Genomic DNA, 23,970 nt, shown 5'->3' on the forward strand with positions numbered 1-23,970 from the left:
TTAAAAGCCGAAGTGTTCGAACCCACGAGGCGCATCGTCGTCCTCCCCGGCCTGGATCTCGAAGCCATCCCCAGCCTCGCCGCCCGCGCCCTCCTCCGCGTCCATCATCGACAAGGTGTCGGCGATAATGAACTCGGCCTGCGCCTCGATCGTCGGCAGCTCGAACATTGCCCGCAACGGTACCTCCACGCCGAGCGTGTCGCGGATCCTCGCCACCACCCGCGCCGCCATCAGCGAGTGCCCGCCCAGCTCGAAGAAGTTGTCGTGGATGCCGATCTGCCCGACTTCCAGCACTTCGCTCCAGATCGCCGCCAGGGTCTCTTCCAGCGGCGTGCGCGGCGCCACGTGGGCGTCGCCGGCTGCCTGCGCCTGCGGCGCCGGCAGCGCCTTGCGGTCCACCTTGCCGTTCGGCGACAGCGGCAGCGCATCCAGCTGCACGAACACCGCCGGCACCATGTACTCCGGCAGGCTGCGCAGCAGGTGCGCGCGCAGCTCGCCGCCATCGACCGTGCCGACCACGTAGCCCGCCAGGCGCCTGCCACCGCCCGCCTCGTCCAGCGCCACCACCACCGCCTGCGCCACCGCCGGATGCGCGCGCAGCGCCGCCTCGATCTCGCCCAGCTCGATACGGAAGCCGCGGATCTTGACCTGATGGTCTTGGCGGCCCATGTATTCCAGCGTGCCGTCGGCGCGGTAGCGCGCCAGGTCGCCGGTGCGGTACAGGCGCGCGCCGGCCTCGCCGAACGGATCGGCCACGAAGCGCTCGGCCGTCAGGCCGCCGCGTCCCAAGCCACCACGTCCCAGGTAGCCGCGCGCCAGCCCGGCCCCGCCGACGTGCAGTTCGCCCACCACCCCCACCGGGGCCAGGTTCATCGCGCCGTCCAGCACATACGCCCGCACGTTCGCGATCGGCCGGCCGATCGGCGCCACGCCGCGCTCGTCGCCGCGCGCCACGTACATGGTGGCGTCGGCCGCCACCTCGGTCGAGCCGTACAGGTTGACGAAGCGGCAACCCGGCAGCGCCTGCGCCAGCTGCGCCAGCACGTCCGCATTCAAGGCTTCGCCCGACAGCGTCCACTGGCGCAGTCCGGCCAGCTGGCGCGCCGCGTCCGGCGCCTCGGCCATCGCCTGTGCCAGCGACGGCACCGTCACCAGGCGCGTCACCCCGTGCGCCGCCAGCAGCGCCGCCAGCGCCTGCGGACTGCGCGCGGTCTCGTCGTCCGCCACCACCAGCGCACGGCCCAGCAGCAGCGGGCCGAACAGCTCCTGCACCGCGTCGACGAAGCCGATCGAGGTCTTCTGGCAGAACACATCGGCGGCATCGCTGCCGGCGATCGCCGCATCGGCCGCGATGCGGTTGACCATCCCCGCGTGCGGCGCCCCGACCGCCTTCGGCTTGCCGGTCGAGCCCGAGGTATAGATCACGTAGGCCAGGTTGTGCGCCATGACCGCGCAAGCCGGCGCCGTCTCCGGCCAGGCCGCGATCGCGTCCTGCTCGGCATCGACGCACAGCACCTGCCTGCCCTCCAGCGGCAGGTGCGCGGCCAGCGCCTGGACGGTCAGCACCAGCGCCGCACCCGAATCCTCGAGCATGTAGGCCAGGCGCTCGGCCGGGTAGCTCGGGTCCAGCGGCAGGTATGCGCCGCCGGCCTTGAGCACGGCCAGCACCGCCACCGCCAGCTCGCGCGAGCGTTCCATGCCCACGCCGACCAGGCGTTCCGGGCCGACGCCCAGCGCCTGCAGGTGGTGCGCCAGCTGGTTGCTGCGGCGATCGAGTTCGGCGTAGCTCAGTTGGCCGGCCGCGTCGGTCAGCGCCACGGCCTCCGGCGTGCGCGCAGCCTGTTCGGCGAACAGCGCGTGCAGGCAGCGCTCCTGCGGCCAGCCGGCCGCCGTGTCGTTCCATTCCACCAGCAGCTGCGCGCGCTCGGCCTGGTCCAGCATCGGCAGGGTGCCGATGCTGCGGTCCGGGTCGGCCACGATCGCCGCCAGCAGGGTCTCGAAGTGGCGCACGATGCGCTCGACGGCCGCCGCTGCGAAATGCCCCCTGTCGTAGGTGACGGTCAGGGACAAGGCGTCGCGCGGGAAGAAGGTCAGGTTGAGCGGATAGTGCGGCCGCTCGACCATTTGAATGCCATCGACCTGGATCTCGGACTTCGCCTGCGCGACCGCGCCGATTTCGCCAGGGTAGTTCTCGAATACCATGATGGTCTCGAACAGCGAGGCGCCCGGCGCCATTGCGCTGAGCCGCTGGACGTCGACCAGCGGTGTGTACTGGTACTCGAACAACTCGCTCTGGCTGCGTTGCACCTCGGCCAGCCAACGGTGGAGCGGCATGCCGTGGTCGATGCCGATACGCAGCGGAAGCGTATTGACGAAGCAGCCGACCCGGCTGTCGCTGTCCGCGAGTTCGACCGGACGCACAGACAGTGTCACGCCGAACACCACGTCGTCATGTCCGCTGTAACGACTCAGCAGGATTGCCCAGGTGGCCTGCACCAGGGTGTTGACCGTTACCTGGTGCTTCCGGCCGAACGCTTCGAGCAGGCCGTAGTCGATCCCGAACTTGTGGTCGAGCTCTGCATGCTGGTCGCCCACCAGCGTCAGGTTCGAGGCCGGACGCTCCACGCCGATGCGGGTGGGGGTGTCGAATCCGTCCATCTGGCGGCGCCAGTATGCGTCCGCGGCGGCCGCGTCCTGGTCCAGCAGCCAGCCGATGTATTCGCGGTACGGACGCACCGCCGCCACTTCCAGCGACTGCTGGCGCGTGCACGCCTCGTAGGCGGCGAAGACTTCGCCCAGCAGGACCGGCAGGGACCAGCCGTCGAGGATGATGTGATGATGGGTCCACAGCATGTAATGCACCTGCGGCGCCGTCTTCACCAGCGACAGCCGCATCAGCGGCGCCCGCATCACGTCGAACCCGCGTTCGCGGTCCGACTTCTGCAAGGCGAGCAGCCGCTCCATCGAAGCCGCTTCCGGCATGTCGCTCCAGTCGTGAGCTTCAAAGGGCACCGCGGCCCGCCGCATGACCACCTGCAGCGGCGACTTCAGGTAGTCGCCGACGAAGCCCGTACGCAGCACGTCGTGGCGGTCGACCACATGCTGCCATGCGCGCTGGAAGGCGCTGGCGTCGAGCGGGCCCGTGAAGCGCCAGCTCAGCGTCGTCACGTACAGCGGCGCGTGCGGCATGTACTGGCAATGGAACAGCATGCCCTGCTGCAGCGGCGACAGCGGATAAACGTCCTGTACCGCTTTCGCGCCGCCCAGCATCGCCACGATGGCGTCGAGGGCCGGCTGGTCGAGGCGCACCAGCGGGAAGTCGGACGGCGTGTACCCGCCCTCGCTGGTGCTGCAGTGCGCGATCAATTCCTGCAGCGCGGCCACGCAACGCGCGGCCAGCCGTGCGATGGTCGACTCATCGTGCAGCGCCGCGCCATAGGTCCACCCCATGTGCAGGCGGCCATCGATGACGCTCGCCTCGATATCGATCAGCTGCTTGCGCTCGCCTCTCGCACTGCGCAGCGGACCGCTATCCTCGCGCGCGATCGTCAACAGCTTGCCGCTGGAGATCGCGTCACCCAGCTGCCCCAGGTAGTTGAAGCTGACCTCCGGCTGCGGCAGCGCACGGATCCGTTCGTCGCCGGCCAGGTAGCTCAGGACGCCGAAACCGATCCCCCGGTTCGGCACGCCGCGCAGCTGCTCCTTGACCGCCTTCAGCACGGCGCCCGGATCGCGCGCACCGCCGAGGTCGAGCAGCGCCGGATACATGCTGGTAAACCAGCCGACCGTACGCGACAGATCGACATCGTGGAACAGGTCTTCGCGTCCATGGCCTTCCAGAGCCACCGACAGCGCCGGGCCGCCGGTCCACTCCGCGAAGGCGATGGCCACCGCCGCCAGCAGCGCGTCGTTGATGTGCGTATGGTAGACGCCCGGCACGTCACGCAGCAGCGCTTCGGTCTCGTCCGCGCCGAGCACGAGCTCGATGGTGCCTGCCGCTGCGACCTCGTTGCCGCCGCCGGCATGGTCGACCGGCAGCGCGGGGCTGCGATGCCACGGCAAGTCGAGCCAATAAGCGGCCTCGTCTTGCGCCGCCGCCGACTGGCCGTACGCCAGCAGCCGCTCGGACCAGGACTTGAACGAGGTCGTCTTGGCCGGCAGCACGACCGGCACCCCGTCGCGCAGCTGCGCATAAGCGGTCTGCAGGTCCTCGAGCATCGGTCCCCACGAGACGATGTCGACCACCAGGTGGTGGACGACCAGCAGCAGGCGCTGTCCGCGCCCGGCGCCAAGGTCGACCAGGGCCGCGCGCAGCAGCGGGCCGGCCGTCACGTCGAGGCTGGCGTGCAGGCGCTGCGCAGCATCGGCCAGGGCTGCGTCCTGCGCCGCGGCGTCGAGCGCGCCGAGGTCGATCGGCTCGATGTGGAGCGCGGCCGGATGTGCGTCGTGGTGCTGTTCCCAGCCGGCGCCGTTCCGGGCGAAGCGCAGGCGCAGGGCGTCGTGGTGGCGGATCACGGCCTGGAGCGCCCGCTCCATCGCCCCGAGCGACAGCGCTTCGCCTGTCTCGAGCAGGAAAGCCTGGTTGAAATGATTGTGCTCCGCGCGTTCGCCGTCGAAGAACCAGCGCTGGATCGGCGTGAGCGGCACGCTGCCCTCGACCGCGCCCTGCTCGCCCGCGGCAAGGTTCACCGCGCTCGCCACGCCGGCCAGGCCGGCCACGGTCTGGTGGTCGAAGATCTGGCGCACCGTGACCTTGATCCCGGCGGCTGCGGCGCGCGCCACGACCTTGATCGACTGGATCGAGTCGCCGCCCAACTCGAAGAAGTTGTCATGCACGCCAATGCGGTCGATCTTCAGCACGTCGCTCCAGATCGCCGCCAGCGCTTGCTCGGTATCGCTGCGAGGGGCCACGAAATCGACGCCGTCCAGGCGCCCTTCCGGCGCCGGCAGCAGCTTGTAGTCCACCTTGCCGTTGCCCGTCAACGGCAAGGCGTCGAGCACCATGATCACCGAGGGCACCATGTATTCCGGCAGCAGCTCCTGCAGATGCGCCTTCAGTTCGGCGGTGTCGGCGTCGCCGACGACATATGCCAGCAGGCGCTTGTTGCCGGCATCGTCGCTCACCGCCGTGACGACCGCCTGGCGCACTGCGGGGCTGGCCCGCAGCGCTGCTTCGACTTCGCCGAGTTCGATGCGGAAGCCGCGGATCTTGACCTGGTGGTCGAGACGGCCCAGGTATTCCAGCTGCCCGTCCGCGCCCCAGCGCACGCGGTCGCCGGTACGGTACAGGCGATCGCCGGCGCCGAATGGCGAGGCGACGAAGCGCTCCGCGGTCAAGCCCGGACGATGCAGGTAGCCGCGGCCGACGCCGGCCCCGCCCACGTATAGTTCGCCGGGGACCCCGACCGGCGTGGGCGCCATCCGCGCATCGAGCACGTAGACCCGCACGTTCTGCAGCGGGCGCCCGATCGGTACCGCCGACGCGTCGGGGTGGATCTCGGCGTAGCTGACCATGACGGTGCACTCGGTTGGCCCGTAGGCATTGATCAGCCGGCGCCCGGCCGACCACTGTCCGGCAACGTCGAGCGGCAGCGCTTCACCGCCCACCACCAGGCACTCCAGGGAAGTCAAGAGTTCCGTCCGCAACGCCGGCAGCAGCGACGGCGGCAACAGGGCGTGGGTGATTGCCTGCGACTCCAGCAGGCCGGTCAGCGCGGCCGCCGACGTCAGCGTCTCGCTGTCGGCCGTATAGAGGGCGGCACCGTTGCAGAGGGCGGAAATGCACTCCCATACCGCGGCGTCGAAGCTGATCGAGGCGAACTGCAGCATCCGGCTGGCGGCGCCGATGCCGAAGCAGTCGGCAGCCGCGGCCAGCCTGGTGGCGCCGCGATGCGCCAGCGCACTGGCTTTCGGGCGGCCTGTCGAACCGGAAGTGTAGATCACGTAGGCCAGGTTGTCCGCATCGACCGCGCATGCCGGCGGCGTCGCCGGGCACGACGCGATCGCGTCCCGGTCCTCGTCGATGGTCAGGGCGGGCTTGCCGTGCACCGGCAGCCGCGCCGCGACGCCGGTCTGGGTCAGCACCAGCGCGGCACGGGAATCCTCGAGCATGTAGGCCAGGCGCTCGGCCGGGTAATTCGGGTCCAGCGGCAGGTAGGCGCCGCCGGCCTTCAGGATCGCGAGGATCCCCAGAGCCAGGTCGAACGAGCGCTCCACACTCAGGGCCACCACGCTCTCGGTTCCGACGCCGAGCGCCTGCAGGCGGTGCGCCAGCTGGTTGCTACGCCGGTCGAGTTCGGCGTAGCTCCAGGTCGCGCCGCCGTGGACCAGGGCGGGTGCCGCCGGCCGCCGGCGCGCCTGCGCCGCGAACAGCTGGTGCAGCGTCTGCGCCTGCGGCTCGGCCGTGTCGGTATCATTCCACTCCACCAGCAGGCGTGCGCGCTCGGCCTCGCCAAGCATCTCAAGGGCCCCGACCCGGCAGTCCGGATCGGCGACGATCGACTGCAACAGGGTCGTGAAGTGGCCGATCATGCGCTCGATGGTGGCGGCCTCGAACAGGTCGCTCGCATATTCGAGCGTGCCTTCGATGCCTTCCGACGTCTCGACCATTTGCAGGTAAAGGTCGAATTTCGCGCTGGTGTGCTCGGACTCGACAGGCACCAGGCGCAGGCCTTCCAGGTCGAGCAGCTGCTGGGGCACGTTTTGCAGGGCGAAGGCCACCTGGAACAGCGGCTGGCGGCTCAGGTCGCGCGCCGGATGCAATTCCTGCACCAGCTTCTCGAACGGCAGGTCCTGGTGGGCGTATCCGCCCAGGGCCGTTTCCTTCACCCGTCCCAGCAAGGTACGGAAGCTCGGGTCGCTCGACAGCTTGCTGCGGTAGGCCAGCATGTTGACGAAGAAGCCGATCAGGCCCTCCGTCTGGCGCGCGGTGCGGCCGGCGATCGGCGAACCGACCACGATGTCGTCCTGTCCGCTCCAGCGCGACAGCAGCAGCTGGAACGCCGCCAGCAGTACCATGAACGGGGTGGCGCCCGCGCTACGTGCGAGTTCCCCGACCGAATCGGACAGCGCGCGCGGCAGCGTCACCGGCAGGCGGCGGCCGCGGAAACTCTGCATCGGTGGACGCGTGCGGTCGGTCGGCAGTTCCAGCGCCGCCGGAGCCCCGGCCAGCTGGCCCTTCCAGTACGCCAGCTGGCGCTCCAGCACGTCGCCCTGCAGCCAGCCGCGCTGCCACAGCGCGTAGTCGACATACTGGATCGGCAGTTCCGGCAGCGGCGACGGCCGGCCGGCCAGGTAAGCGTCGTACAGTGCCTGCAATTCGCGGGTCAGCACGACGCGCATCGACCAGCCGTCGGAAATCACGTGGTGCATCGATATCAACAGCACGTGCGATTCCTGTTCCAGGCAATACAGCGTTGCCCTGAACAGCGGGCCGCGCGCCAGGTCGAACACGCGCTGCATGTCGCTTTGCACCATGGCGGCCAGGGCCGCTTCGCGCTGCTCCCCCCGATGGCCCGACAGGTCGGTCATGGCCATCAGCACCGGCCGCGGTGGGTCGACCACCTGGACGCCTTCGCCGTCGACCGTTTCGAAACGGGTGCGCAAGGTTTCGTGGCGCCGCACCAGTTCCGTGAACGCGCGTTCCAGCGCAGGAATCTCGAGGTCGCCGTCCAGCCGGAACAACAGCGATTCGTTGTAGGTGCCCCCAAGGTGCTCGAGCTGCTCGAGGAACCACAGGCGCTCCTGGGCGAACGACATCGGCGAATGGTCGTCGCGCAGCTGCGCCAGCAGCGGCGGCAGCACCAGTCCCTGGTCTTGCTGGCGCAGCGCTTCGATGCGGTGCGCCAGCGATTCGACGGTCGCCGCTTCGAACACGATGCGCAGCGGTAGCTCGACCGCCAGGCTGTCGCGGATCCTCGCCACCACCCGCGCCGCCATCAGCGAGTGCCCGCCCAGCTCGAAGAAGTTGTCGTGGATGCCGATCTGCTCGACTTCCAGCACTTCGCTCCAGATCGCCGCCAGGGTCTCTTCCAGCGGCGTGCGCGGCGCCACGTGGGCGTCGCCGGCCGTCTGCGCCTGCGGCGCCGGCAGCGCCTTGCGGTCCACCTTGCCGTTCGGCGACAGCGGCAGCGCATCCAGCTGCACGAACACCGCCGGCACCATGTATTCCGGCAGGCTGCGCAGCAGGTGCGCGCGCAGCTCGCCGCCATCGACCGTGCCGACCACGTAGCCCGCCAGGCGCCGGCCTCCGCCCGCCTCGTCCAGCGCCACCACCACCGCCTGCGCCACCGCGGGATGCGCGCGCAGCGCCGCCTCGATCTCGCCCAGCTCGATGCGGAAGCCACGGATCTTGACCTGGTGGTCTTGCCGGCCCATGTATTCCAGCGTGCCGTCGGCGCGGTAGCGCGCCAGGTCGCCGGTGCGGTACAGGCGCGCCCCGGCCTGGCCGAACGGGTCGGCCACGAAGCGCTCGGCCGTCAGGCCGCCGCGTCCCAAGCCACCACGTCCCAGGTAGCCGCGCGCCAGCCCGGCCCCGCCGACGTGCAGTTCGCCCACCACCCCCACCGGGGCCAGGTTCATCGCGCCGTCCAGCACATACGCCCGCACGTTCGCGATCGGCCGGCCGATCGGCGCCACGCCGCGCTCGTCGCCGCGCGCCACGTACATGGTGGCGTCGGCCGCCACCTCGGTCGAGCCGTACAGGTTGACGAAGCGGCAACCCGGCAGCGCCTGCGCCAGCTGCGCCAGCACGTCCGCATTCAGGGCTTCGCCCGACAGCGTCCACTGGCGCAGTCCGGCCAGCTGGTGCGCCGCGTCCGGCGCCTCGGCCATCGCCTGCGCCAGCGACGGCACCGTCACCAGGCGCGTCACCCCGTGCGCCGCCAGCAGCGCCGCCAGCGCCTGCGGACTGCGCGCGGTCTCGTCGTCCGCCACCACCAGCGCCCGGCCCAGCAGCAGCGGGCCGAACAGCTCCTGCACCGCGTCGACGAAGCCGATCGAAGTCTTCTGGCAGAACACATCGGCGGCATCGCTGCCGGCGATCGCCGCATCGGCCGCGATGCGGTTGACCATCCCCGCGTGCGGCGCCCCGACCGCCTTCGGCTTGCCGGTCGAGCCCGAGGTGTAGATCACGTAGGCCAGGTTGTGCGCCGTGGCCGCGCAGGCCGGCGCCGTCTCCGGCCAGGCCGCGATCGCGTCCTGCTCGGCATCGACGCACAGCACCTGCCTGCCCTCCAGCGGCAGGTGCCCCGCCAGCGCCTGGCGGGTCAGCACCAGCGCCGCGCCCGAATCCTCGAGCATGTAGGCCAGGCGCTCGGCCGGGTAGCTCGGGTCCAGCGGCAGGTAGGCGCCGCCGGCCTTGAGCACGGCCAGCACCGCCACCGCCAGTTCGCGCGAGCGTTCCATGCCCACGCCGACCAGGCGCTCCGGACCGACGCCCAGCGTCTCCAGGTGGTGCGCCAGCTGGTTGCTGCGGCGATCGAGTTCGGCGTAGCTCAGCTGGCCGGCGGCGTCGACCAGCGCCACGGCCTCCGGCGTGCGCGCCGCCTGTTCGGCGAACAGCGCGTGCAGGCAGCGCTCCTGGGGCCAGCCGGCCGCGGTGTCGTTCCATTCCTCCAGCAGCTGCGCGCGCTCGGCCTGGTCCAGCAGCGGCAGGGTGCCGATGCTGCGGTCAGGGTCGGCCACGATCGCCGCCAGCAGGGTCTCGAAGTGGCGCGCCATGCGCTCGACGGTCTCCACCTCGAACAGGTCGGTGGCGTATTCCAGCGAACCCTGCACCCCGTCCTGGGTTTCCACCAGCTCCAGGAACAGGTCGAATTTCGCAGCCGAATGCCCCCCAGTCAGCGGACGCAGTTCGACGTCCTGCAGGCTGAGGAGCTGTTGCGGAACGTTCTGCAGCGCGAACATGGTCTGGAACACGGGCTGGCGGCTCAGGTCGCGCACCGGCTGCAGTTCCTGCACCAGCTTCTCGAACGGCAGGTCCTGGTGCGCGTACGCGCCCAGCGCGGACTCCTTCACGCCCGCCAGCAGCTCGCGGAAGCTGATATCGCCCGACAGGCGCGAACGGAACACCAGCGTGTTGACGAACAGGCCGATCAGGCCTTCGGTCTGGCGCGCGCTGCGCCCGGCGATCGGCGAACCGACCACGATGTCGTCCTGCCCGCTCCAGCGCGACAGCAGGAGCTGGTAGCTTGCCAACAACACCATGAACAGGGTGCTGCCTTCGTTGCGCGCCAGCGCCGCCAGGCTGTCGGAGAGCTGCACCGGCAGCTTCAGCTCCAGCCGGCTGCCGCGGAAGCTTTGCACGGCCGGACGCGGACGGTCGGTCGGCAACTCCAGTGCGGCCGGGGCACCGGCCAACTTGTCCTTCCAGAACGCCAGCTGGCGCTCCAGCGCCTCTCCCTGCAGCCAGCCGCGCTGCCACAGCGCGTAGTCGGCATACTGGATCGGCAGTTCCGGCAGCGGCGACGGCCGCCCGCTGACGTAGGCCCCGTACAGCGCCTGCAGTTCACGGGTCAGCACCGCGCGCAGCGACCAGCCGTCGCAGATCGAATGGTGCATCGTAATCGTCAGGACATGTTCGCGGTCCGAGAGGCACAGCAGCGCCGCACGGAACAGTGGTCCTCGGCCGAGGTCGAACGAACGCTTCTGTTCGTTCAGGACCAGCTCCACCATCCTTGCCTCGCGCTCCGCCTCCGGCTCCCCGGACAGGTCGAACAGCGCGAAGTGGAAGGCCCGTGCCGGTTCCACTACCTGCACGCCCTTGCCCTCGACGGTCTCGAAGTGGGTGCGCAAGGTTTCGTGACGACGCACCAGTTCCGTGAATGCGCGTTCCAGCGCCGGGAGCTCGAGCGCGCCCGACAGGCGGAACGACAGGACTTCATGGTAAGCCTGTCCCAGCTCCTCGAGCTGCTCCAGGAACCACAGGCGCTCCTGCGAGAACGAGGCCGGGGAACGGTCGTCGCGCAGTTGCGCCAGCAGCGGCGGCAGCACCAGTCCCTGGTCTTCCTGGCGCAGCGCTTCGATGCGGTGCGCCAGCGATTCGACGGTGGCCGCTTCGAACACGATGCGCAGCGGCAGCTCGACCGCCAGGCTGTCGCGGATCCTCGCCACCACCCGCGCCGCCATCAGCGAGTGCCCGCCCAGCTCGAAGAAGTTGTCGTGGATGCCGATCTGCTCGACTTCCAGCACTTCGCTCCAGATCGCCGCCAGGGTCTCTTCCAGCGGCGTGCGCGGCGCCACGTGGGTGTCGCCGGCCGCCTGCGCCTGCGGCGCCGGCAGCGCCTTGCGGTCCACTTTGCCGTTCGGCGACAGCGGCAGCGCATCCAGCTGCACGAACACCGCCGGCACCATGTACTCCGGCAGGCTGCGCAGCAGGTGCGCGCGCAGTTCGCCGCCATCGACCGTGCCGACCACGTAGCCCGCCAGGCGCCTGCCTCCGCCCGCCTCGTCCAGCGCCACCACCACCGCCTGCGCCACCGCGGGATGCGCGCGCAGCGCCGCCTCGATCTCGCCCAGCTCGATGCGGAAGCCACGGATCTTGACCTGGTGGTCTTGCCGGCCCATGTATTCCAGCGTGCCGTCGGCGCGGTAGCGCGCCAGGTCGCCGGTGCGGTATAGACGCGCCCCGGCCTGGCCGAACGGATCGGCCACGAAGCGCTCGGCCGTCAGGCCACCACGTCCCAGGTAGCCGCGCGCCAGCCCGGCCCCGCCGACGTGCAGTTCGCCCACCACCCCCACCGGGGCCAGGTTCATCGCGCCGTCCAGCACATACGCCCGCACGTTCGCGATCGGCCGGCCGATCGGCGCCACGCCGCGCTCGTCGCCGCGCGCCACGTACATGGTGGCGTCGGCCGCCACCTCGGTCGAGCCGTACAGGTTGACGAAGCGGCAACCCGGCAGCGCCTGCGCCAGCTGCGCCAGCACGTCCGCATTCAAGGCTTCGCCCGACAGCGTCCACTGGCGCAGTCCGGCCAACTGGCGCGCCGCGTCCGGCGCCTCGGCCATCGCCTGCGCCAGCGACGGCACCGTCACCAGGCGCGTCACCCCGCTCGCCGCCAGCAGCGCCGCCAGCGCCTGCGGACTGCGCGCGGTCTCGTCGTCCGCCACCACCAGCGCCCGGCCCAGCAGCAGCGGGCCGAACAGCTCCTGCACCGCATCGACGAAGCCGATCGAGGTCTTCTGGCAGAACACGTCGTCGGCGTCGCTGCCGGCGATCGCCGCATCGGCCGCGATGCGGTTGACCATCCCCGCGTGCGGCGCCCCGACCGCCTTCGGCTTGCCGGTCGAGCCCGAGGTATAGATCACGTAGGCCAGGTTGTGCGCCATGACCGCGCAAGCCGGCGCCGTCTCCGGCCAGGCCGCGATCGCGTCCTGCTCGGCATCGACGCACAGCACCTGCCTGCCCTCCAGCGGCAGGTGCGCGGCCAGCGCCTGGACGGTCAGCACCAGCGCCGCACCCGAATCCTCGAGCATGTAGGCCAGGCGCTCGACCGGGTAGCTCGGGTCCAGCGGCAGGTAGGCGCCGCCGGCCTTGAGCACGGCCAGCACCGCCACCGCCAGCTCGCGCGAGCGTTCCATGCCCACGCCGACCAGGCACTCCGGACCGACCCCCAGCGCCTGCAGGTGGTGCGCCAGCTGGTTGCTGCGGCGATCGAGTTCGGCGTAGCTCAGTTGGCCGGCCGCGTCGATCAGCGCCACGGCCTCCGGCGTGCGCGCAGCCTGTTCGGCGAACAGCGCGTGCAGGCAGCGATCCTGCGGCCAGCCGGCCGCCGTGTCGTTCCATTCAACCAGCAGCTGCGCGCGCTCGGCCTGGTCCAGCAGCGGCAGGGTGCCGATGCTGCGGTCCGGGTCGGCCACGATCGCCGCCAGCAGGGTTTCGAAGTGGCGCGCCATGCGCTCGACGGTTTCCACCTCGAACAGGTCGGTGGCGTATTCCAGCGAACCCTGCACCCCGTCCTGGGTTTCCACCAGCTCCAGGAACAGGTCGAATTTCGCCGATCCCTGGTCGCTCACCAGGGGGCTCAGGCTCAGGCCTTCCAAGGCAAGGAGCTGTTGCGGCACATTCTGCAACGCGAACATCGCCTGGAATACGGGTTGGCGGCTCAGGTCACGCACCGGCTGCAGTTCCTGCACCAGCTTCTCGAACGGCAGGTCCTGGTGCGCGTACGCACCCAGCGCGGACTCCTTCACGCCCGCCAGCAGCTCGCGGAAGCTGATATCGCCCGACAGGCGCGCACGGAATACCAGCGTATTGACGAAGAAGCCGATCAGGCCTTCAGTCTGGCGCGCGCTGCGCCCGGCGATCGGCGAACCGACCACGACGTCGTCCTGTCCGCTCCAGCGCGACAGCAGCAGCTGGAACCCGCCCAGCAGGACCATGAACATGGTGCTGCCTTCGTTGCGTGCCAGCGCCGCCAGGCTGTCGGAGAGCTGCACCGGCAGCTTCAGCTCCAGCCGGCTGCCGCGGAAGCTCTGCACGGCCGGACGCGGATGGTCGGTCGGCAGTTCCAGCGCCGCCGGGGCGCCGGCCAGCTGGCCCTTCCAGTACGCCAGCTGGCGCTCCAGCACTTCGCCCTGCAGCCAGCCGCGCTGCCACAGCGCGTAGTCGGCATACTGGATCGGCAGCTCCGGCAGCGGCGACGGCCGCCCGCTGACGTAGGCCCCGTACAGCGCCTGCAGTTCACGGGTCAGCACCGCGCGCAGCGACCAGCCGTCGCAGATCGAATGGTGCATCGTGATGACCAGTACGTTCTCCTGTTCCGCCAGGCGGAACAGGGCTGCACGGAACAGCGGTCCGCGCCCGAGGTCGAAAGAGCGCCGCTTTTCTTCCAGGACCAGCATGTCCAGCCGCACCTGGCGCTGGTCCTGCGGGAGGCCGATCAGGTCGACTTCCGGCAGGTGAAATTGGCGCGGCGGCGCGATCACCTGAATACCCATGCCGTCCACGGTTTCGAAGCGCGTGCGCAGGGTCTCGTGGCGCCGGATGAGCTCGGTGATGCTGCGCTCCATGGCGGGGACGTCCAGCTCTCCCTCCAGGCGGAACGACAGAACTTCATGGTAGGCCTGTCCCAGTTCCTCGAGCTGCTCCAGGAACCACAGGCGCTCCTGCGAGAACGAGGCCGGGGAACGGTCGTCGCGCGGCTGCGCCAGCAGCGGCGGCAGCACCAGTCCCTGGTCTTCCTGGCGCAGCGCTTCGATGCGGTGCGCCAGCGATTCGACGGTCGCCGCTTCGAACACGATGCGCAGCGGCAGCTCGACCGCCAGGCTGTCGCGGATCCTCGCCACCACCCGCGCCGCCATCAGCGAGTGCCCGCCCAGCTCGAAGAAGTTGTCGTGGATGCCGATCTGCCCGACTTCCAGCACTTCGCTCCAGATCGCCGCCAGGGTCTCTTCCAGCGGCGTGCGCGGCGCCACGTGGGCGTCGCCGGCTGCCTGCGCCTGCGGCGCCGGCAGCGCCTTGCGGTCCACCTTGCCGTTCGGCGACAGCGGCAGCGCATCCAGCTGCACTAACACCGCCGGCACCATGTACTCCGGCAGGCTGCGCAGCAGGTGCGCGCGCAGCTCGCCGCCATCGACCGTGCCGACCACGTAGCCCGCCAGGCGCCTGCCACCGCCCGCCTCGTCCAGCGCCACCACCACCGCCTGCGCCACCGAGGGATGCGCGCGCAGCGCCGCCTCGATCTCGCCCAGCTCGATACGGAAGCCGCGGATCTTGACCTGATGGTCTTGGCGGCCCATGTATTCCAGCGTGCCGTCGGCGCGGTAGCGCGCCAGGTCGCCGGTGCGGTACAGGCGCGCGCCGGCCTCGCCGAACGGATCGGCCACGAAGCGCTCGGCCGTCAGGCCGCCGCGTCCCAAGCCACCACGTCCCAGGTAGCCGCGCGCCAGCCCGGCCCCGCCGACGTGCAGTTCGCCCACCACCCCCACCGGGGCCAGGTTCATCGCGCCGTCCAGCACATACGCCCGCACGTTCGCGATCGGCCGGCCGATCGGCGCCACGCCGCGCTCGTCGCCGCGCGCCACGTACATGGTGGCGTCGGCCGCCACCTCGGTCGAGCCGTACAGGTTGACGAAGCGGCAACCCGGCAGCGCCTGCGCCAGCTGCGCCAGCACGTCCGCATTCAGGGCTTCGCCCGACAGCGTCCACTGGCGCAGTCCGGCCAACTGGCGCGCCGCGTCCGGCGCCTCGGCCATCGCCTGCGCCAGCGACGGCACCGTCACCAGGCGCGTCACCCCGTGCGCCGCCAGCAGCGCCGTCAGCGCCTGCGGACTGCGCGCGGTCTCGTCGTCCGCCACCACCAGCGCACGGCCCAGCAGCAGCGGGCCGAACAGCTCCTGGACCGCGTCGACGAAGCCGATCGAGGTCTTCTGGCAGAACACGTCGTCGGCGTCGCTGCCGGCGATCGCCGCATCGGCCGCGATGCGGTTGACCATCCCCGCGTGCGGCGCCCCGACCGCCTTCGGCTTGCCGGTCGAGCCCGAGGTGTAGATCACGTAGGCCAGGTTGTGCGCCGTGGCCGCGCAGGCCGGCGCCGTCTCCGGCCGGGACGCGATCGCGTCCTGCTCGGCATCGACGCACAGCACCTGCCTGCCCTCCAGCGGCAGGTGCCCCGCCAGCGCCTGGCGGGTCAGGACCAGCGCCGCGCCTGAATCCTCGAGCATGTAGGCCAGGCGCTCGGCCGGGTAGTTCGGGTCCAGCGGCAGATAGGCGCCGCCGGCCTTGAGCACGGCCAGCACCGCCACCGCCAGCTCGCGCGAGCGTTCCATGCCCACGCCGACCAGGCGTTCCGGGCCGACGCCCAGCGCCTGCAGGTGGTGCGCCAGCTGGTTGCTGCGGCGATCGAGTTCGGCGTAGCTCAGTTGGCCGGCCGCGTCGACCAAGGCCACGGCCTCCGGCGTGCGCGCCGCCTGTTCGGCGAACAGCGCGTGCAGGCAGCGCTCGTGCGGCCAGCCGGCCGTCGTGTCGTTCCACTCCACCAGCAGCTGCGCGCGCTCGGCCTGGTCCAGCATCGGCAGGGCGCCGATGCTGCGGTCCGGGTCGGCCACGATCGCCGCCAGCAGGGTCTCGAAGTGGCGCGCCATGCGCTCCACGGTCGCCACGTCGAACAGGTCGGTGGCATATTCGATCGCACCGCGCAATCCGTCCGGGGTTTCGACCAGCTCCATGAACAGGTCGAACTTCGCGGCGGCCTGGCCGCCCGCTACCGGCTCGATGGCCAATCCGGCCAGCTCGAGCGGATGATGAGGCACGTTCTGCAGCGCGAACATGGCCTGGAACACCGGGTGGCGGCTCAGGTCGCGCACCGGCTGCAGTTCCTGCACCAGCTTCTCGAAGGGCAGGTCCTGGTGGGCGTACGCCCCCAGGGAGGTCTCACGCACCTGCGCGAGCAACTCGCGTACGCTCATATCCTGTCCGACGTGGGCGCGGAACACCAGGGTATTGACGAAGAAGCCGATCAGGCCTTCGGTCTGGCGCTCCGTGCGTCCGGCGATCGGCGAGCCGACCACGATGTCGTCCTGTGCGCTCCAGCGCGCCAGCAGCAGCTGGAACGTCGCCAGCAGAACCATGAACGGCGTCGCGCCTTCGGCGCGCGCCAGTTGCCCGACTGCGCGGGACAGGTGAGACGGCAAGGACAGCGGCAGCCAGCCGCCATCGTAGCTGGGCACGGCCGGACGTTCACGGTCGGCCGGCAAGGTCAACGCGGCCGGTGCGCCGGTGAGTTGCTTCTTCCAGTATGCCAGCTGACGCTCCAGCACCTCGCCTTGCAGCCACTCGCGCTGCCACAGCGCGTAGTCGGCATACTGGACCGGCAGCCCCGCCAGCGGCGACGAGCGGCCGCATACCTGGGCTGTGTACAGAGTACCCAGTTCATCGAGCAGCACGCCCATCGACCAACCATCCGAAACGATGTGGTGCATGGTGACCACGAGCACGTGACGCTCCGCGTTCAGCGCCAGCAGCGCGACGCGGAACAGCGGACCGCGCGACAGGTTGAACGGCCGCCACATTTCCTCGCGCAGGGCGAGCCGGACGGCATCCGCCTGCTGCTGCGGCGGCACGCGCGTCAAGTCCTTGCGGACGAGCGCGAAACTGCCCGACGGCTCGATCACTTGCAGGCTCTTACCGCCCACCGTTTCGAAACGGGTGCGCAGACTTTCGTGCCGGTTCACGAGCTCGGCGAGGCTGCGCTCGAGGGCCTCGAGGTCCGGGGTTCCTTCCAAATAATAGGCGGCAGGTACGTGGTAAGCGGAGCTCAATTCCTCCATTTGCTCCAGGAACCACAGCCGTTCTTGCGCAAACGACGGCGCGGAACGATCGCCGCGTTCCTGCGCAAGCAGGGGCGGCAGCACGAGTCCCTGCCCTTCCCGCCGTGCCTCTTCGATACGGCGCACCTGCGCTTCGACAGTCGGCGCCTCGAATACCCCACGTAGCGGGAGATCGACTGCGAACGCGTCCCGGATACGGGCGACGACCCGGGTTGCCATCAGCGAGTGTCCGCCCAGTTCGAAGAAGTTGTCCTGGATGCCGACCTGCTCGACACCGAGCACTTCGCTCCAGATCGCCGCCAGCGTCGTTTCCGCAGGCGTGCGCGGGGCGATGTAGGCGGCCCCGGACGCATGTCCGTCCGGCGCCGGCAGCGCCTTGCGGTCGACCTTGCCATTCGGTGTGAGCGGCATCGCGGCCAGGGCCACGAAGACCGCCGGCACCATGTATTCGGGCAGCCTGTCTTTCAGGTAGCTGCGCAGCTCGGCCATGCCAGTATCGGCCACCACGTAGGCCACCAGGCGCTTGCCCGTCGGGCCCTCGTCCACCATCACCAGGGCCTGACCGACCGCGGCATGCGCGCGCAGCGCCGCCTCGACCTCGCCCGGCTCGATACGGAAACCGCGGATCTTGACCTGGTGGTCGATCCGCCCCACGTACACGATCTCGCCCTGCGCCGTCCGGCGCACCAAGTCGCCGGTGCGGTACAGGCGCGCGCCTGGCGCGCCGAACGGATCGGCGACGAAACGCGCCGCGCTCATCCCGCCGCGCGCCAGGTAGCCGTGCGCCAGTCCGGCCCCGCCCAGGTACAGCTCGCCGACCACGCCCACCGGCACCGGCTGCATGTGCCCGTCCAGCACATGGCAGCTGCCGTTGGCCAGCGGACGCCCGATCGGCACCGTCGCGGCCTGTTCGGGAACCGCATCGACCGCATGCCAGCAGCTGAAGGTGGTGACCTCGGTCGGTCCGTACACGTGCAGCAGGCGCTGCGGGGCGCCGCCCTGCAGCACGGCGCGCACCATGCTTGGATCGACCGCCTCGCCGCCGAACAGCACGGCGCGCATGCCGGCGAAGGCATCCGGCGCCCCTTGCGCCACCAGGTTGAACAGCGCCGTCGTCACGAACGCGGTGTCGATGGCGCGTTCTTGCAGCGCCTGCGCGAACGCGGCCGGCGACAGCACCGTGTCGCGCTCGATCACGACCGCCGTGCCGCCGTTGAGCAGCGGCCCCCACAGCTCGAAGCTGGTGGCGTCGAACGAGGGGCTGGCCAGGTGGGCGACCCGGTCGCCAGGGCCGAAGCTCACGTAGTCGCAGCCGACCACCAGGCGCATCACGGCGCGCTGCGGCACCAGCGTGCCTTTCGGCGTGCCGGTCGAACCGGAGGTGTAGATGATGCAGGCCGGGGCGTCGCCGCCCAGCGCCGGCGCGTCGGCGGGAACGGCGTCCGGCACGGCGCCGGTATCGACCAGCGCCAGCCCGTCCAGCGCAGCCCCGCCCGGCGCGCCGACCATCATGCGCAGACCGGCGTCGGCGGCCATGAAGGCCAGGCGCTCGGCCGGGTAGTCCGGGTCGAGCGGCAGGTAGGCGCCGCCTGCGCGCACGATGCCCAGCATGCCGGCCACCATCGCGGCCGAGCGCTGGCCCGACAGGCCGACCGCTTCACCCGCGCGCAGGCCCTGCGCCTGCAGCGCCGCCGCGATCCGTCCGCTCCAGGCATCCAGCTCGCCGTAGGAATGGTCACGCCCGTCGTCGACCACCGCGACCGCCGCCGCATCGCGCGCCACCTGTTCGGCAAAGCGCGCGTACAGCCCCTGCTCCGCCGGGAACGGCGCGGCGCTGCGGTTCCATTCGACCAGCAGCCGTTCGCGCTCGTCCGCGTCCAGCATCGGCAGCGTGCCGATCGCCGCGTCGGGCTCGGCGACCACGGCCGCCACCAGGTTCCCGAAGTGGCGCGCCATCCGTTCGATCGTGGAACGGTCGAACAGGTCGGTCGCGTATTCGAAGAAGCCCTGCATCCCGTCCGGGGTTTCGACCATCTGCAGGAAGAGGTCGAACTTGGCGGTGGTGTTCTCGCCGTAGACCGCCGTCAGCGCGATCGAGTCGAGATTCAGGAATTGCTCCGGCACGTTCTGCAAGGCGAACGTCACCTGGAACAGGGGATGGCGGCTCAGGTCGCGCACCGGCTGCAGCTCCTGCACCAGCTTCTCGAACGGCAGGTCCTGGTGCGCATAGTTGGCCAAGGCCGTGCTTTTCACTTGCGCAAGAAGGTCGCGGAAACTGGCGTCGCCGTCGAGACGGCTGCGGTAGGCCAGCATATTGACGAAGAAACCGATCAGGCCTTCGGTCTGGCGCGCGCTGCGACCTGCAATCGGCGAACCCACGACGATGTCGTCCTGTCCACTCCAGCGCGAGAGCAATAGCTGGAACGAGGCCATGAGCACCATGAACGGCGTGGCGCCGGCGTGGTGCGCGAGCCGGGTCACCGCGGCGCTGAGCGCGGGCGAAAGATCGATCGGCAGCCGACGGCCCGCATAGCTTTTCACCGAGGGGCGTGGACGGTCGGTCGGCAGCTCCAGCGCGGCGGGCGCACCACTCAGCTGCGACTTCCAGTACGACAGCTGGCGCCCCAGCGCTTCGCCATGCAGCCACTCGCGCTGCCACATGGCGTAATCGGCATACTGGACCGGCAGTTCCGGCAGCGGCGAGGGACGTCCGGTAACATTGGCGGCGTACAGCGCCTGCAGTTCACGCGTGAGGACCACGCGCAGCGACCAGCCATCGGAAATGATGTGGTGCAGGGTGATCAGGAGCAGGTTCGCGTCCTGCTCCAGGCGGAACAGCGTGGCTCGGAACAGCGGGCTGTGCCCGAGGTCGAATGGGCGCAGCATCTCCGACTGCGTCAGGCGTTCGAGCTCGGCGTCGCGTGCTTCGCCAGCCATGCCGGTCAGATCGATCGTGGTCAGTCGGAACGGCCGCGCCGGCTCCACCACCTGCCAGCCCTCCCCCTCCACCGACTCCACGCGCGTGCGCAAGGTCTCGTGGCGGCGGATCATCTCGGTGAAGCTGCGCTCGAGCGCATCGACTTCCAGTGCGCCAACCAGGCGGAAGGACAGCGATTCGTTATAGGTACCGCCGAGCTGCTCCAGCTGTTCCAGGAACCACAGGCGCTCCTGGGAGAAGGAAAGCGGCGCGCGATCGTCGCGCAATTGCGCTACCAGCGGCGTCACCACCAGACCCTGGCTTTCCTCGCGCAGGTCTTCGATGCGTTCCCCCAGCTGGGCCACTGTCGCCGCCTCGAACACGGTACGCAGGGGCAGCTCGACACCGAAGCTGTCGCGGATCCTCGCCACCACCCGCGCCGCCATCAGCGAGTGCCCGCCCAGCTCGAAGAAGTTGTCGTGGATGCCGATCTGCCCGACTTCCAGCACTTCGCTCCAGATCGCCGCCAGGGTCTCTTCCAGCGGTGTGCGCGGCGCCACGTGGGCGTCGCCGGCCGCCTGCGCCTGCGGCGCCGGCAGCGCCTTGCGGTCCACCTTGCCGTTCGGCGACAGCGGCAGCGCATCCAGCTGCACGAACACCGCCGGCACCATGTACTCCGGCAGGCTGCGCAGCAGGTGCGCGCGCAGTTCGCCGCCATCGACCGTGCCGACCACGTAGCCCGCCAGGCGCCTGCCCCCACCCGCCTCGTCCAGCGCCACCACCACCGCCTGCGCCACCGCGGGATGCGCGCGCAGCGCCGCCTCGATTTCGCCCAGCTCGATGCGGAAGCCACGGATCTTGACCTGGTGGTCTTGCCGGCCCATGTATTCCAGCGTGCCGTCGGCGCGGTAGCGCGCCAGGTCGCCGGTGCGGTACAGGCGCGCCCCGGCCTCGCCGAAGGGGTCGGCCACGAAGCGCTCGGCCGTCAGGCCGCCGCGTCCCAAGCCACCACGTCCCAGGTAGCCGCGCGCCAGCCCGGCCCCGCCGACGTGCAGTTCGCCCACCACGCCCACCGGGGCCAGGTTCATCGCGCCGTCCAGCACATACGCCCGCACGTTCGCGATCGGCCGGCCGATCGGCGCCACGCCGCGCTCGTCGCCGCGCGCCAGGTACATGGTGGCGTCGGCCGCCACCTCGGTCGAGCCGTACAGGTTGACGAAGCGGCAACCCGGCAGCGCCTGCGCCAGCTGCGCCAGCACGTCCGCATTCAAGGCTTCGCCCGACAGCGTCCACTGGCGCAGTCCGGCCAGTTGGCGCGCCGCGTCCGGCGCCTCGGCCATCGCCTGCGCCAGCGACGGCACCGTCACCAAACGCGTCACCCCGCTCGCGGCCAACAGCGCCGCCAGCGCCTGCGGGCTGCGCGCGGTCTCGTCGTCCGCCACCACCAGCGCCCGGCCCAACAGCAGCGGGCCGAACAGCTCCTGCACCGCGTCGACGAAGCCGATCGAGGTCTTCTGGCAGAACACGTCGGCGGCATCGCTGCCGGCGATCGCCGCATCGGCCGCGATGCGGTTGACCATCCCCGCGTGCGGCGCCCCGACCGCCTTCGGCTTGCCGGTCGAGCCCGAGGTATAGATCACGTAGGCCAGGTTGTGCGCCGTGGCCGCGGCGGCCGGCGCCGTCTCCGGCCGGGCCGCGATCGCGTCCTGCTCGGCATCGACGCACAGCACCTGCCTGCCCTCCAGCGGCAGGCGCGCGGCCAGCGCCTGGCGGGTCAGCACCAGCGCCGCGCCTGAATCCTCGAGCATGTAGGCCAGGCGCTCGGCCGGGTAGCTCGGGTCCAGCGGCAGGTAGGCGCCGCCGGCCTTGAGCACGGCCAGCACCGCCACCGCCAGCTCGCGTGAGCGTTCCATGCCCACGCCGACCAGGCGTTCCGGGCCGATGCCCAGCGTCTGCAGGTGGTGCGCCAGCTGGTTGCTGCGGCGATCGAGTTCGGCGTAGCTCAGTTGGCCGGCCGCGTCGATCAGGGCCAAGGCCTCCGGCGTGCGCGCCGCCTGTTCGGCGAACAACGCGTGCAGGCAGCGCTCCTGCGGCCAGCCGGCCGCGGTGTCGTTCCATTCCACCAGCAGCTGCGTGCGCTCGGCCGCGGGCATCAGGGGAATCTGGCCCAGCTTCTGCGTCCAGTCGTTTGCGAGCGTGTCCAGGAACGTGTTCACGCGTTCGGCCATGCGCTCGACAGAGGTAGGATCGAAATGCGGTGCGCCGCACACCAGGTCCAGCAGCACAGGTCCACCCTGCGTCCACTCGCGCACGTAGATCTGCAAGGCCGAACGCTGGTGCCGGTTCAGGAACAACTGGGTATGCGCCGGTGCGGCGCCAAAACTCACGCCGTCGTGCGCCTGACGCATGTAGGAGAACGCGATTTCGAACACCTGGTCACGACCGGAGCGCGACAAGCCCAGTTGGCGGTTCAACGCCGTGATCGGCACCCGCCGGTGGCGGTACACCCGTCGGATTTCGCGCGAAATCGCACGCACTATGTCGTCGAACGAACGGTCAACGCCGCCACTGATGCGCACAGGCAGGATATTCGTCAGCACGCCCACGGTGTCCAGCTCGGCGGCGGTGTCCCGGTTCAGCATGGGCACGCCCATGACCATGTCGTCCACACCCTGGAGCCGTGCAAAGAACACATACATTGCGGCCATCAGCGCCCAGGGTGCGCTGCCGCCGGCTGCCTTGCCTTGCCGCGCGAAGCGTTCGAATCGCTCGGCTGGAATCTCGATGTTCACGATGGTGGCCTCCGCGCCGCGGCCGATGCCGTCGCCGCCATGCAGGCGCGGGAAGGCCGCCGGCGGCAGGTCGGCCAGATGGCCGGACCAGAACGCGAGATCGCGTTCGCGCTCGGCGTCGTCGTAGGCAGGCTTGTTCTCGATGAACCCGAGGTAGCCCGGATAGTCATTCCTCGGTGCTTTTCCGGCCTCCAGTGCGCTGTAGATTTCCGCCAGCCGCTTCAGCATTACGGAGACGCACCAGCCGTCGGCGATCAGGTGGTGAAACGCGAAATAGACGATGAGCTTGCCTGGAGTGCTTCTCGAACGCAGTACTGCAAACCGGTAGAGAAGCGCATCGACCATCTCGAACGGACGCTGGTAATCCGACGCCATCCAGTCCTGCAAGGCCTCGTCGCTGTCGAAGCAGTGTGTCGCGATCGGTGCATTCACGCTCGACAACACCTCCTGGACCTGGCCACCTTCACGTTCGCGTACCATCGCGCGCAGCATGTCGGTCGCGGCGACCGTCATGTCGATCGCGCGCAGAAGGACGAGCTCATCGACCGCCCCCTCCACCTGATAGGCAGCGGCGAAATTATTGAGGGGACTGGCAGGAACGAGCGACTGCTCGACAAACAGTTCTGCCTGAACTTCAGAAAGTCTCGAGATGGCCATGGGGTCTCCAAGCGGATCAATATGCGGCTGCGGTTTCGCGCGCCGAAATCACAATTCCAACGGACGCACGGCTGGCCCGCGACACGGCCCATGCGGATTGCATATGGCATGGAAGGACGTGACGCTACCTCGCGGCGCGAATCCAGGGGGCTAACGCTGATTCATCGTGCCGCTATACCGGCCGAGCCATGAATCAGTGTGGGATACAGTCAGTCAGGGAATACGAGAGTGACCGGATTTGAATGATCGGGCCGATCGGAAAAACCGACGCCGGGGGGAAGCGAGACCAGATGAGAGAAAGCCTTTAAATACAGGCAAGCCACAAAGAGTCTGCAA

Annotated in this window: 1 protein-coding gene; it reads right to left on the bottom strand. The window is 70.0% G+C overall.

Annotated elements, in window-relative coordinates:
• A complete protein-coding gene (locus tag IM543_14500) occupies positions 1-23,634 on the bottom strand; it encodes a non-ribosomal peptide synthase/polyketide synthase (protein ID QOY92809.1) in 23,634 nt (7,877 codons plus the stop codon).
• Positions 23,635-23,970: the final 336 nt, after the last annotated feature.

The organism is Massilia sp. UMI-21 (assembly GCA_015277795.1).
Taxonomy (GTDB): domain Bacteria; phylum Pseudomonadota; class Gammaproteobacteria; order Burkholderiales; family Burkholderiaceae_D; genus Telluria.

Bases quoted from the DNA above. Each gene is read 5' to 3' on its own strand.
- IM543_14500 (QOY92809.1), bottom strand. From the start codon at position 23,634: ATGGCCATCTCGAGACTTTCTGAAGTTCAGGCAGAACTGTTTGTCGAG.